Source organism: Thiobacter subterraneus (genome assembly GCF_055379455.1).
In genome coordinates, this window is sequence record NZ_AP042402.1 from 401,388 (window position 1) to 413,467 (window position 12,080).

Annotated in this window: 10 protein-coding genes and 1 pseudogene; 3 read left to right on the forward strand and 8 right to left on the reverse strand. The window is 65.8% G+C overall.

Going from position 1 to position 12,080, the window contains the following annotated elements; genetic code table 11:
* Window positions 1-43: 43 nt before the first annotated feature.
* Window positions 44-607, forward strand: a complete 564-nt coding sequence (locus ACZ42P_RS02170; protein ID WP_464898468.1) for a hypothetical protein — start codon at window positions 44-46, stop codon at window positions 605-607.
* A 56-nt stretch (window positions 608-663) separates the two neighbouring features.
* On the opposite strand, the gene clpB is transcribed toward ACZ42P_RS02170, so the two are convergent.
* Entirely contained in the window at window positions 664-3,261 is a 2,598-nt protein-coding gene (gene clpB, locus ACZ42P_RS02175; RefSeq protein ID WP_464898469.1) for an ATP-dependent chaperone ClpB, read from the reverse strand.
* Between the two features lie 182 nt (window positions 3,262-3,443).
* On the opposite strand from clpB, the gene nadC reads away from it, so the two are divergent.
* Window positions 3,444-4,283 (forward strand): carboxylating nicotinate-nucleotide diphosphorylase, encoded by an 840-nt coding sequence (nadC, locus tag ACZ42P_RS02180; protein WP_464898470.1) that lies wholly within the window; start codon window positions 3,444-3,446, stop codon window positions 4,281-4,283.
* Between the two features lie 13 nt (window positions 4,284-4,296).
* Here the strand turns inward: nadC and thrC are convergent, their stop codons facing one another.
* The 3 genes from thrC to alaC all read right to left on the reverse strand — a co-directional run bounded on the left by thrC (window position 4,297) and on the right by alaC (window position 8,331).
* Window positions 4,297-5,715 (reverse strand): threonine synthase, encoded by a 1,419-nt coding sequence (gene thrC, locus ACZ42P_RS02185; protein WP_464898471.1) that lies wholly within the window; start codon window positions 5,713-5,715, stop codon window positions 4,297-4,299.
* Between the two features lie 9 nt (window positions 5,716-5,724).
* Complete coding sequence (locus ACZ42P_RS02190) at window positions 5,725-7,038, reverse strand: homoserine dehydrogenase (RefSeq protein ID WP_464898472.1); 1,314 nt, start codon at window positions 7,036-7,038, stop codon at window positions 5,725-5,727.
* Between the two features lie 108 nt (window positions 7,039-7,146).
* Window positions 7,147-8,331, reverse strand: coding sequence for an alanine transaminase (alaC, locus tag ACZ42P_RS02195; protein ID WP_464898473.1), 1,185 nt, complete (start codon window positions 8,329-8,331; stop codon window positions 7,147-7,149).
* A gap of 100 nt (window positions 8,332-8,431) precedes the next feature.
* Here alaC and ACZ42P_RS02200 point away from each other — a divergent pair, with 100 nt between their 5' ends.
* Window positions 8,432-8,800 (forward strand): Mth938-like domain-containing protein, encoded by a 369-nt coding sequence (locus tag ACZ42P_RS02200; protein ID WP_464898474.1) that lies wholly within the window; start codon window positions 8,432-8,434, stop codon window positions 8,798-8,800.
* A gap of 19 nt (window positions 8,801-8,819) precedes the next feature.
* On the opposite strand, the gene yrfG is transcribed toward ACZ42P_RS02200, so the two are convergent.
* The 4 genes and pseudogenes from yrfG to ACZ42P_RS02220 all read right to left on the reverse strand — a co-directional run.
* Window positions 8,820-9,470, reverse strand: coding sequence for a GMP/IMP nucleotidase (gene yrfG / locus ACZ42P_RS02205; protein ID WP_464898475.1), 651 nt, complete (start codon window positions 9,468-9,470; stop codon window positions 8,820-8,822).
* Window positions 9,470-10,417, reverse strand: coding sequence for an RNA polymerase sigma factor RpoS (gene rpoS, locus ACZ42P_RS02210; protein WP_464898476.1), 948 nt, complete (start codon window positions 10,415-10,417; stop codon window positions 9,470-9,472). Before rpoS ends, yrfG begins: the two co-directional genes overlap by 1 nt.
* Window positions 10,418-10,433: 16 nt before the next feature.
* On the reverse strand, window positions 10,434-11,399 hold the full coding sequence (locus ACZ42P_RS02215) for a peptidoglycan DD-metalloendopeptidase family protein (RefSeq protein WP_464898477.1): 966 nt from the start codon (window positions 11,397-11,399) through the stop codon (window positions 10,434-10,436).
* Window positions 11,400-11,424: 25 nt separating this feature from the next.
* A pseudogene (locus ACZ42P_RS02220) lies at window positions 11,425-12,066 on the reverse strand (protein-L-isoaspartate(D-aspartate) O-methyltransferase); the annotation flags it as partial.
* Window positions 12,067-12,080 lie beyond the last annotated feature (14 nt).

The window sequence follows — 12,080 nt, forward strand, 5'->3', positions numbered from 1 at the left end:
AGCCCATGTTAACATCGCGCCATTCCAAGCCGCGAAACACGCCATGAGAAACCCCGCCTGGCTTGCCCTGTGCCTGCTCGCCGGTTGCAGCGCCCTGCTGCCCAAGGGCGAAAGCATCGTCCACGGTCCCTGGAAGAGCTACCAGGAGGCCGAGGCGGCCTTCGAACGCATCATTCCCTATCAGACCGACGTGGAGGGCCTGCGCCAGCTGGGCATCGTGCCGGGCAGCACGCCCAATCTGACCCTGCTCAACTACGCCGACGTGCTGCGCCGCTTCCTGCCCAGCCCGGCCTCCAATCCGGATGATCTGGATCGCGGCGTGCGCGAATGCATCGCCGCCAAGACGGCCTGTTACGGCCTGGAGGTCAGCCAGCGGGTGATCCAGCGCCGCCGCTACGGCAGCTTCCTGGCGGATTTCCTCAACTTCGAGCGCAAGGTGGACGTCACCGGCTGGCATTTCACGGGACTGCTGCTGATCCGGGACGGCAAGGTGATCTATAAGCTCACGGGCGGCCAACCGGTCATCAAGGAACACGAGGAAAACCGCAATCCCCTCGGCCCCCTGCAGGGCAGCGGCGAGGCCGCGGCGCGCAGCGTGGTGCAGTAGCCCCGAAAAAAGAAACGCCCGGTGGCTCAAGCCACCGGGCGTTTCTGCCCAAGCCATCAGGCGGCCTGGGCGAGGCTGCCCTTCTCGAACACGATCTCGCCGCCCCGGACATCCACCCGGACCACATCCTTGGGCCCGAAATGCCCCGCCAGGATTTCCTTCGCCAGCGGGTTTTCGATGCGGGTCTGGATCGCGCGCTTGAGAGGCCGTGCGCCATACACCGGGTCGAAGCCGGCCTTGGCGATTTCTGCCAGCGCCGCATCCGTGACCTCCAGCCCCATGTCCATGGCCGCCAGCCGCTTGGACAGGTAGCCAAGCTGAATCCGGGCAATGGACTTGATGTGCTCCTCGCCGAGGGGATGGAACACGACCACCTCGTCGATGCGGTTGATGAACTCCGGGCGGAAATAGTTCTTCACCTCTGCCAGCACCGCGAGCTTGATCACCTGGTAATCGTCCCCCGCCATTTGCTGGATCATCTGGCTGCCCAGGTTGGACGTCATGACGATCACCGTGTTGCGGAAGTCCACCGTGCGTCCCTGTCCATCCGTGAGACGCCCGTCATCCAGCACCTGCAGCAGCACATTGAACACGTCCGGATGGGCTTTCTCCACCTCGTCCAGCAGGATCACGCTGTAGGGCTTGCGCCGCACCTGCTCGGTGAGATAGCCGCCCTCCTCGTAACCCACGTAGCCGGGAGGCGCGCCGATCAGCCGGGCCACCGAATGCTTCTCCATGTACTCCGACATGTCGATGCGGATGAGGTGGTCCTCGGAATCGAACAGGAAGGCCGCCAGCGCCTTGCACAGCTCGGTCTTGCCCACGCCGGTGGGGCCCAGGAAGAGGAACGAGCCATAGGGCCGGTTGGGATCGGACAGGCCCGAGCGGGAACGGCGGATGGCATCCGACACCACGCGCACTGCCTCGTCCTGGCCCACCACCCGTTCGTGCAGGGCCTCTTCCATGTGCAGCAGCTTGTCGCGCTCGCCCTGGAGCATCTTCGCCACGGGAATGCCGGTCATGCGCGACACCACCTCGGCGATTTCTTCCGCGCCCACCTGGGTGCGCAGCAGCTTGAACTTGCGTTTCTCGCTGCCGGCGGCCTCGGCCTGCCTGAGCTGGGCTTCCAGCTGCGGCAGCTTGCCGTACTGGATCTCCGCCACCTTGTCCAGCTGTCCCTTGCGCTGCAGATCGGCCATCTCGGCGCGCAGGCGCTCGATCTCTTCCTTGATGTGCTGGGTGCCCTGCACCATGGCCTTTTCCGCCTTCCAGATTTCCTCGAGGTCGGAATATTCCTTCTCCAGCTTGCGGATCTCCTCCTCGAGCAGGGCGAGCCGCTTTTGCGAGGCCTCGTCTTTTTCCTTGCGCACCGCCTCCCGCTCGATCTTGAGCTGGATCAGGCGCCGCTCCAGCTTGTCCATCGCCTCCGGCTTGGAGTCGATCTCCATTTTGATGCGCGCAGCCGCCTCGTCGATCAGGTCGATGGCCTTGTCCGGCAGGAAGCGGTCGGTGATGTAGCGATGGGACAGCTCCGCCGCTGCCACGATGGCGGGGTCGGTGATCTCCACCCCGTGATGAACCTCGTACTTTTCCTGGAGACCGCGCAGGATGGCGATGGTGTCCTCCACCGAAGGCTCGTCCACCAGCACCTTCTGGAAGCGGCGCTCCAGCGCCGGATCCTTCTCGATGTATTTGCGGTATTCATCCAGGGTGGTGGCGCCGATGCAGTGCAGCTCGCCCCGGGCGAGCGCCGGCTTGAGCATGTTGCCGGCGTCGATCGCGCCCTCCGCCTTGCCCGCCCCCACCAGGGTGTGGATCTCGTCGATGAACAGGATGATGCGCCCCTCTTCCTGGGCGATTTCCTTGAGCACCGCTTTCAGGCGCTCCTCGAACTCACCGCGGTATTTCGCACCCGCCAGCAGACCCGCCATGTCCAGGGACAGCACGCGCTTGTTCTTGAGGGTTTCCGGCACCTCGCCGTTGACGATGCGCTGGGCCAGGCCTTCCACGATAGCAGTCTTGCCCACGCCGGGCTCACCGATTAGCACCGGATTGTTCTTGGTGCGCCGCTGCAGGATCTGTATGGTGCGGCGGATCTCGTCGTCGCGCCCGATCACCGGATCCAGCTTGCCCTGGCGGGCACGTTCGGTGAGGTCGATGGTGTATTTCTTCAGGGCTTCGCGCGCGCCCTCGGCTTCCGGATTCTGCACGGTTTCACCTCCTCTGATGGCATCAATGGCTTTTTCGACCGCGGCACGGCTGGCACCGGCATCCTTCAGGGCGCGGCCGGTGTCACCCTTGTCCTCGAGCGCTGCGAGCAGGAACATTTCCGAGGCAATGTACTGGTCGCCGCGTTTCTGCGCCTCGCGGTCGGTGAGGTTGAGCAGGTTGTTGAGGTCGCGGGAAATGTTGACCTCGCCCCCATGGCCCTCCACCTTGGGCAGGCGGTTGATGGACGCCTGCAGGCTCGCGCGCAGCGCCGACACGTTGGCGCCCGCCCGCTGCAGAATGGACGCCACACTGCCGTCCTCCTGGTTGAGCAGGGCCAGGAGCAGGTGCTGGGGCTCGATGTAAGGATTGTCGTTGCCCACCGCCATGCTCTGGGCGTCGGCGAAGGCCTGCTGGAACTTGGTCGTGAGTTTGTCGAAACGCATGGATGTCCTTTCGGAATTTTTGGGATTGCTCCCAATATAGGGGGCGGGGACCGGATTTCAACCCACGCAGGGCCTCCCGATGGCCGCCCCTGCATTCGCACCGACTCCAGGCAGGCTGCCAGCATGTGCCGGCCCAATGGACCATCCGGGTTCAATGGCGATTGGCGCTACAATCCACTGCCATGACCGAAGCCGACCTTGAAAGGGCCATCGAGGCCAATGTCAGCGCCGCCCTGGCCGAAGACCTGGGCAGCGGCGACCTCACCGCTTTGCTCATTCCCGCCGACCGGCGCGCCGTGGCCACCCTGGTCACGCGCGAGGACGCGATCCTGTGCGGGCTGCCCTGGTTCGAAGCCTGTTTCCGCCGGCTGGATGACAGCGTCGGCTTCCGCTGGAAGGCCCGGGAAGGCGCGGCGGTCGCTGCCGGCAGCGTGCTGTGCGAGATCGAGGGTTTGGCGCGCGCCCTGCTCTCCGCCGAGCGGCCGGCCCTCAATTTTCTGCAGACGCTTTCCGCCGTGGCGACCGCCACGCGGCGCTACGTGGAGGCCGTGCGCGGCACGCGCGCAGTGATCATGGATACCCGCAAAACTTTGCCGGGCCTGCGTATCGCGGAGAAGTACGCGGTAAGGGTGGGCGGCGGCGTCAATCAGCGCGTGGGGCTGTTCGACGGGATTCTCATCAAGGAGAACCACATCGCCGCGGCGGGGGGCATCCGCGAGGTGCTGGCGGCGGCGCGGCGGCTGGCCCCGCCGGGCGTGCCGGTGCAGATCGAGGTGGAGAATCTGGCCGAACTGGAACAGGCCATCGAAGCAGGGGCCCGTCTGATACTGCTGGACAATTTTTCCCTGGAGGACCTGCGCACGGCGGTGCGCATGACGGCAGGCCGGGCGGCACTCGAGGCCTCCGGCGGAATCACCCTGGACAACGTGCGGGCGGTGGCCGAAACCGGGGTGGACCGTATTTCCGTGGGCAGTCTCACCAAGAACGTGCGCGCCGTGGATCTTTCCCTGCGCATCACATAAGCGCAAGCGCCCGTCAGGCGTGGGCGGCGATGTAGCGCTTCACCGTCTCCACGTCCGCATCCACCACTTCCACCCGCTGCGGCCGCTGCTCCAGGTCCGCCAGATCCGCGGGGCGCTCGGGGGCGCGGCCCAGCGCCTCGCGGATGGTCTCCTCGAACTTGGCCGGCAGCGCGGTCTCCAGACAGACCAGCGGCACCCCGGGCTCCCGGTATTCCAGCCCGACCTTCACGCCGTCCGCGGTGTGGGGATCGATCATCTGGCCGTATTGCTCGAACACCCTGCGGATGGTGGCGATCCGGTTGGCATGGGTGCTGCGGCCGGACACGAAGCCGAACCCACGCACCCGCGCGAACTCCGCCGCCGACAGGGTGATGCCCTCGCCCCGGTCCACGCGGGCCCACAGCTCGCGGATGCGCGCCGCATCCCGGTCCACCGCGTCGAAGATCATGCGCTCGAAGTTGGAGGCCTTGGAAATGTCCATGGAAGGGCTGGAAGTGCGCACGGTATGGGCCCGCGGGGCGTAGCGGCCGGTCTTGAAGAATTCGTCCAGCACGTCGTTTTCGTTGGTGGCGACGATCAGCCGGCGGATGGGCAGGCCCATCATGCGCGCGATGTGGCCCGCGCAGACGTTGCCGAAATTGCCGGAGGGCACGGCGAAGGAGACTTCCTGGCCGACCGTGTCCGCCACCGCGAGATAGGCCTTGAAGTAATAGACCACCTGGGCCGCGATGCGTCCCCAGTTGATGGAATTGACCGCGCCGATGTGATAGCGCGCCTTAAATTCGAGATCGTTGGAGACGGCCTTGACGATGTCCTGGCAGGCATCGAAGGAACCGCGCACCGCCAGGTTGTGGATGTTGGGATCCTGCAGGGAATACATCTGCGCCCGCTGGAAGGGACTCATGGCCCCGTGGGGCGAGAGCATGAACACCCGGATGCCACGCTTGCCCCGCATGGCATATTCCGCCGCCGAGCCGGTATCACCCGAGGTGGCGCCCAGGATGTTGAGCTGGTCTCCCGTGCGGGCCAGGGCATATTCGAACAGCTGACCCAAAAGCTGCATGGCCATGTCCTTGAAGGCCAGGGTGGGCCCATTGGACAGGGCGAGGATGTGCAACCCCGGTTCCAGGGTGCGCACCGGCGTGATGTCGGCGGCGTTCTCCCCCGGCCGGGTGTGGCAGAACACTTCAGGCGTATAGGTGCGCTCCACCAGGGCTCTCAGCTCATCCGCCGGAATGTCGGGCGCGAAACGGGCCAGCAGCTCGAACGCCAGCCCGGCGTAGCTCAAGCCCCGCCAGCCCGCCAGCTCGTCACGGCTGACCGTGGGATAGCGTTCCGGCACGTACAGCCCGCCATCCGGCGCCAGCCCTCCGAGGAGAATCTGCAGAAAACGCTGCGGCTCGGCATGGCCGCGGGTGGAGACATAGTGCATGGGCGATCCTCAGCCGAGATGTTCGAGGCGCAGCTTCACCACCGGGCCGCTCACGCTGGCCAGGCCCTCGATGCGGGCGATGGCGGCGAGCACGTGCTTTTCCAGTGTCTCGTGGGTGAGCATGATGACGTCCACCTGCTCCTGCCCTTCCGCCGGTTCCTTCTGGATCATGGCGTCGATGGAGATACCCAGGTCGGCCAGGATGCGGGTGATGTCCGCCAGCACCCCCGGCCGGTCGTAGGCCCGCATGCGCAGGTAGTAGGACGTGCGCACCTCGCCCATGGGCAGGATGGGTTCGTCGGACAGCGCATCCGGCTGGAAGGCGAGATGGGGCACGCGGTTTTCCGGATCGGCGGTGGCCATGCGGGTGACGTCCACCAGGTCCGCCACCACGGCCGAAGCAGTGGGTTCGGCGCCCGCCCCCCGGCCGTAGTAGAGCGTGGCCCCCACGGCATCCCCCTTCACCAGCACCGCGTTCATCACGCCCTCCACATTGGCGATCAGCCGCCGCGCAGGAATCAGGGTGGGATGCACCCGCAGCTCGATGCCCTGCCCGGTGCGCTTGGTGATGCCCAGCAGCTTGATACGGTAGCCCAGCTCCTCGGCGTAGCGGATGTCCTCCTTGGTGAGCCTGGAGATGCCTTCCGTGTAGGCCTTGTCGAACTGCATGGGAATGCCGAAGGCGATGGCGGCCAGGATGGTCAGCTTGTGGGCGGCATCGATGCCCTCGATGTCGAAGGTGGGATCCGCTTCCGCGTAGCCCAGGCGCTGCGCCTCCGCCAGCACTTCGTCGAAGGGCAGCCCCTTGTCGCGCATCTCGGACAGGATGAAATTGGTGGTGCCGTTGATGATGCCCGCCACCCATTCGATGCGGTTCGCAGTGAGCCCTTCGCGGATGGCCTTGATGATGGGGATGCCGCCCCCCACCGCCGCCTCGAAGGCCACCATGATGCCCCGCGCCTGGGCCGCGGCGAAAATTTCGTTGCCGTGCTTGGCGATCAGGGCCTTGTTGGCGGTCACCACGTGTTTGCCGTTGGCAATGGCCTGCAACACCAGGGTGCGTGCCGGCTCCGTGCCGCCGATGAGCTCCACCACGATGTCGATTTCCGGGTGGTTGACGACCGCCTGGGCATCGTCCGTGATGACGAGATCCGCCGCGCCATACTGCTGGCGCGCCCGCTCCACGTTGCGCACCGCCGCCATGGTCACGCGGATCTCCCGTCCCGCCCGGCGGGTGATTTCCTGGGCATTGCGCCGCAGCACGGTGAGGGTGCCGCCACCGACGGTGCCCAGTCCAAGCAAACCTACGTTGATGGGTTTCATAGTCTTTCCACAAAGCGAAGAACGGCGAGGAGGCGAAGGCAACCGGAACGGTTCGGGCCCGCCCGGGCGGAGACCTCTGCGTTCCCTGAACCCTCCGCGTGCATGCTTCTACAGCAGTCCGTCTTTTTTGAACATTTCCCTGAGCCCGCGGATGGCCTGGCGCGTGCGCGCCTCGTTTTCGATGAGGGAGAAGCGCACGTGGTCGTCGCCGTACTCACCAAAGCCGATGCCCGGGGAGACGGCGACCTTGGCCTCCGCCAGCACCTTTTTGGAGAACTCCAGCGAGCCCATGGCCCGGTAGGGTTCCGGAATCGGCGCCCACACGAACATGGTGGCCTTGGGCACCTCCACCTGCCAGCCGATGGAATGCAGTCCCCTGCACAGGGCATCGCGCCGCCGCTGATACATCTGGCAAATCTCGCGCACGCAGTCCTGGGGACCTTCCAGCGCCAGGATGCTGGCCACCTGGATGGGGGTGAAGGTGCCGTAGTCGTGATAGCTCTTGATGCGCGCCAGCGCCGCAACCAGGTCCTTGTTGCCCACCATGAAGCCCACGCGCCAGCCCGGCATGTTGTAGCTCTTGGACAGGGTGAAAAACTCCACCGCGATGTCCTTGGCCCCCGGCACCTGCATGATGGACGGCGCCGTGTAGCCATCGAACACGATATCGGCATAGGCGATGTCGTGCACCACATAGATGCCCTGCTCCCGGCACATGGCCACCACTTTTTCGAAAAAAGGCAGTTCCACGCACTGGGTGGTGGGATTGCTCGGGAAATTGAGGATGAGCATCTTGGGCTTGGGGTAGGAGGTCTTGATCGCTTTCTCCAGCTCCTCGAAGAAATCCAGCCCGGGCCGCATGGGGATGTACTGGATGTCGGCGCCGGCAATCACCGGCCCGTAGATGTGGATGGGGTAGCTGGGATTGGGCACCATCACGATGTCGCCCTTGTCCAGGGTGGCGAGACACAGATGGGCAATACCCTCCTTGGAGCCGATGGTGACGATGGCTTCCGTGTCCGGATGGATGTCCACCCCGTAGCGGGTCTGGTACCAGTGGCTGATGGCGCGGCGCAGCCTGGGAATGCCCTTGGACACCGAGTAGCGGTGGGTGTCGCCGCGCTGGGCACTCTCGATGAGCTTGTCCACGATGTGGCGTGGCGTGGGCTGGTCGGGATTGCCCATGCCGAAGTCGATGATGTCCTCGCCGCGCTTGCGCGCGGCCGCCTTCAGTTCGCCCGTGATGTTGAACACATAGGGCGGCAGGCGCTTGATGCGGGGAAACGCGTCCATGGTGCGCAAAATGGCCAAAAAGCCAAAAAAGTTATAATCTTACAGAACCACACCCGGCCCCGCAACGACGCCGGGGAACAGGCCACGCGGCGATGCCGTCATGAAACTCCATCTTGCGCAATTCTCCGGGCAGAACGCCTTCACCGGCTATGGGGCAGGCTACGTCCAGATCAATGCCCAGCGCTACGAGCGCAGCCTGATCGTTTTGCCGGACCGGCTGATCAGCGACTGGGCGCCCCGCAGCGTGGCGGAACTCACGGAACAGGATTTCCTCTCCCTGGCGTCACTGGGCGCCGACATCGTGCTGCTGGGCACCGGGCCCCGGCTGTGTTTCCCGTCCCCCCGTCTGGTGCAGACTCTGCCCCGCCAGGGTATCGGCCTGGAGGTGATGGACAGCTTCGCCGCCGCCCGCACCTACAACATCCTCCTCAGCGAAGGCCGGCGGGTCGCCGCCGCCCTGCTGCTCTAGCGAGTCCACACCATGCCAGTCACGGCGTGATGTCGGCAAAACCGGCCAGCGCCGGGAATTCCGCCACCTCCTTGCGGGGCGCGCGGCTATCGGGCTGGGCCACGGCCAGCAGATGCCGGATGCCGTAGGCCCGCGCCGAACGCAGCACGGGCAGGCTGTCGTCGATGAGCAGGGTACGTTCCGGCGCGAAGGGTTCGCGCGCCTGCAGGTGCGGCCAGAAGCTCGCCTCCTCCTTGGGCACCCCGAACTCGTGGGCGCACACGATGCGGTCGAACAAGGGTGCAAGCCCCGTCTGTTCCATTTTCAGGGTGAGGCTTGCATGGTGGGCATTGGTCACCAGCACCACCCGTTTGCCAAGCGAGCGCACCCGCTCAAGAAAGGGCACCACGTCCGGGTGCACGGCGATCAGGTGCGCCACCTCGCGCTTGAGCTGGGCGATGTCCAACTCGAGCTCGCGGCTCCAGTAGTCCACGCAATACCACTGCATGGAACCCGCCACCCGGTTGTAACGCGCAAGCAGGTGGTCGCGCGCCGCCGCCGGCGCCATGCCATGCTTCTCCGCATAGCGCCGGGGCACGTGCTCCAGCCAGAAATGATTGTCGTAGTGGAGATCGAGGAGGGTACCGTCCATGTCCAGCAGGACGGTATCGATGTGCTGCCAGTCCAGCATCAGAGCAGCGCGTCCTTGGACACACCGGCGCGGCGCAGGATCTTGCGCAGGGCCTGGAGGGCTTCCATCTGGATCTGGCGTACCCGCTCCCGGGTGATGCCGTGGGCCTCGGCCACTTCCTCCAGCGTGCTGATCTCGTGGCCGTTGAGGCCGAAACGGCGCTCGATCACGCTGCGCTGCTTGTCCGTGAGCTGGTTGAGCCACTCGTGGACGTGTTGCTCCACCTCCGCCTGCTGCAGCCAGGTCTCCGGCAGGACCCCCTGCTCGTCGGGTATGGCCTCGCCGATGGACAGGTTGGGATCGATGTCCAGGGGCGCGTCCAGGGAGGCCATGCGTTCGTTGAGGCTGAGGATGTAACGCACCTCTTCCACGTCCCGTCCCAGCAGATGGGCCACGTCCTCGGGGGTGGGGTCGGGCTTGCCGTGGGCTTCCAGGTGCCGCTGGGCGCGCAGATAGGTATTGAGTTCCTTGATGATGTGCACCGGCAGGCGGATGGTGCGCGACTGGTTCATGATCGCGCGCTCGATGTTTTGGCGTATCCACCAGGTGGCATAGGTGGAGAAGCGGAAACCCCGTTCGGGGTCGAACTTCTCCAGGGCATGGATCAGGCCGAGGTTGCCTTCCTCGATCAGGTCCAGCAGGGGCAGGCCGCGGTTGACGTAGTGCTTGGCGATGTTGACCACCAAGCGCAGGTTGCATTCGATCATGCGCTGGCGCGCGGCGAAATCGCCCTGGACTACCCGGCGGGTGAGCTCCAGTTCCTCCTGGGCGGTGAGCAGGGCGTTGTGACCGATCTCGTTGAGATAGAGCTGGGTGACGTCGGCATTGAGATCGGAGAGGAAACCCTCGCCCTCCGCAGGCACCTCGGAACGTGCCTCGCGCGCCTCGTCGGCCCCTTCCAGGCCACCTTCGAGGGGGTCGTTCTCCGACGCGTCGCTGTCGTGCATCTTCGGCGCTCCAGGCTCAGGGCGGTCTGTCGTTGGGAAGGTATTTCAAGGGGTCCACGGGCTTGCCGAGGCGCCGGATCTCGAAGTGCAGTTTGACGCGATCGGCATCGCTGTCCCCCATCTCGGCTATTTTCTGGCCACGCACCACGTTCTGGCCTTCCTTCACCAGGATCTGGCTGTTGTGGGCGTACACGCTGAAATAGCTCTTGTTGTGCTTAATGATGATGAGTTTGCCATAGCCTCGCAAGGTGGTTCCCGTATGGACCACCTTGCCCGTGGCGGCGGCGAGCACCGGCTGCCCCAGGCTGCCGCCGATGTCCAGTCCCTTGCTGCCCCCCTCGCCGAAGGCGGCAAGGAGCTTCCCGTTGGCCGGCCACGCCCATTCCACCCGGTCCGGGTCGTCCTCCTCCGCCGCAGCGTTGTCCGGTGCTGCAGGCTTTTCGCCCGCGGGTTTTTCAGCCGGGGATCTTTCCGGGGGCGTGCGTGCCGCGCCATTGGCGGCACCGGCAGCCTCGGGCTTCGCGGGCGCCGGTTTCTCCAGTCGCGCCAGAGCCTGCTCGGAATAGGGTTCGCGCACCGCCTTGGGTTCGGTCTTGAGGACGGGGGCCGCCGCCAGGGGCTTGGGTTCGGGAACCGCCGGCGCCTTCAGCGGCTGCGCCCCCTCGCCACCCGGCGGCGTCAGGCGCAGCACCTGGCCGACGCGGATGAGGTAGGGCTCGCCGATGCCGTTCCACTCGGCTAGCTCCCGGTAGTCCAGGCCGAAATCCAGGGCGAGACTGTAGAGAGTATCCCCCTTTTTCACCGTGTAGGTCGCAGGTCGGGTATCCGGCTCCCGCTGGACGGCCCTGGCAGGCCTCGGCTGGGGCTGGGGTTGGACCTGCGCCGGCTGGCGTTCCACCACCGGCGCGCGGGTCGGCGTCGCGGAGCAGCCTGCCAGCAGCATGCCAAGGAGGATCACCCTCAGCCACAGTTTCGGGGACATGGCTGCCGGACTCCCGCTCATCGCCTCACGCCACGCCCGGCAGCAGGGGCACGAACTTGACGTCCTCCAGGTCGGACTGCTGGAAGCCGTGCACGGTGCGTTCCACCACGGTGAGGCGCTGGCTGTCCGTCCCGAGGGGCATCACCAGTCGTCCGCCCACGGCGAGCTGCATGAGCAGCTGCTGGGGGATGTGGGTCGCCGCGGCGGTCATGACGATGGCGTCGAAGGGTGCGAGCTCCGGCAGCCCCAGGCTGCCATCGCCGTATTTCACCTTGACGTTGTAGAGGCGCAACGCCCGCAGGTTCTTGCGTGCCCGGGCGATGAGGGGCGCAATGCGTTCGATGGTCAACACTTCCTTCGCGAGCTTGGCCAGGATCGCCGCCTGGTAGCCACACCCGGTGCCGATCTCCAGCACCCGCGTGAGTTCCCGGCCGTTGCGCGCGAGCTCGGTCATGCGCGCCACGGTGTAGGGTTGGGAAATGGTCTGTCCGAAGCCGATGGGCAGGGCCACGTCCTCATAGGCCCGACTGGCCAGTGCCTCCTCGACGAAGATGTGGCGCGGCACCACCCCCATGGCGGCCAGCACCACCTCGTCGGCGATGCCCTGGGCGCGCAGGCGCTCCACCATGCGCGCCCGCGTGCGCTGGGAGGTCATGCCGATGCCGGAGAGCTTGGGATCCA

What these genes read in the sequence shown, in the direction of transcription:
- rpoS (WP_464898476.1), bottom strand. Translation starts at nt 10,417, where the DNA reads ATGCACGACAGCGACGCGTCGGAGAACGACCCCCTCGAAGGTGGCCTG.
- ACZ42P_RS02190 (WP_464898472.1), bottom strand. Translation starts at nt 7,038, where the DNA reads ATGAAACCCATCAACGTAGGTTTGCTTGGACTGGGCACCGTCGGTGGC.
- clpB (WP_464898469.1), bottom strand. Translation starts at nt 3,261, where the DNA reads ATGCGTTTCGACAAACTCACGACCAAGTTCCAGCAGGCCTTCGCCGAC.
- yrfG (WP_464898475.1), bottom strand. Translation starts at nt 9,470, where the DNA reads ATGCTGGACTGGCAGCACATCGATACCGTCCTGCTGGACATGGACGGT.
- thrC (WP_464898471.1), bottom strand. Translation starts at nt 5,715, where the DNA reads ATGCACTATGTCTCCACCCGCGGCCATGCCGAGCCGCAGCGTTTTCTG.
- nadC (WP_464898470.1), top strand. Translation starts at nt 3,444, where the DNA reads ATGACCGAAGCCGACCTTGAAAGGGCCATCGAGGCCAATGTCAGCGCC.
- ACZ42P_RS02200 (WP_464898474.1), top strand. Translation starts at nt 8,432, where the DNA reads ATGAAACTCCATCTTGCGCAATTCTCCGGGCAGAACGCCTTCACCGGC.
- ACZ42P_RS02215 (WP_464898477.1), bottom strand. Translation starts at nt 11,399, where the DNA reads ATGTCCCCGAAACTGTGGCTGAGGGTGATCCTCCTTGGCATGCTGCTG.
- ACZ42P_RS02170 (WP_464898468.1), top strand. Translation starts at nt 44, where the DNA reads ATGAGAAACCCCGCCTGGCTTGCCCTGTGCCTGCTCGCCGGTTGCAGC.
- alaC (WP_464898473.1), bottom strand. Translation starts at nt 8,331, where the DNA reads ATGGACGCGTTTCCCCGCATCAAGCGCCTGCCGCCCTATGTGTTCAAC.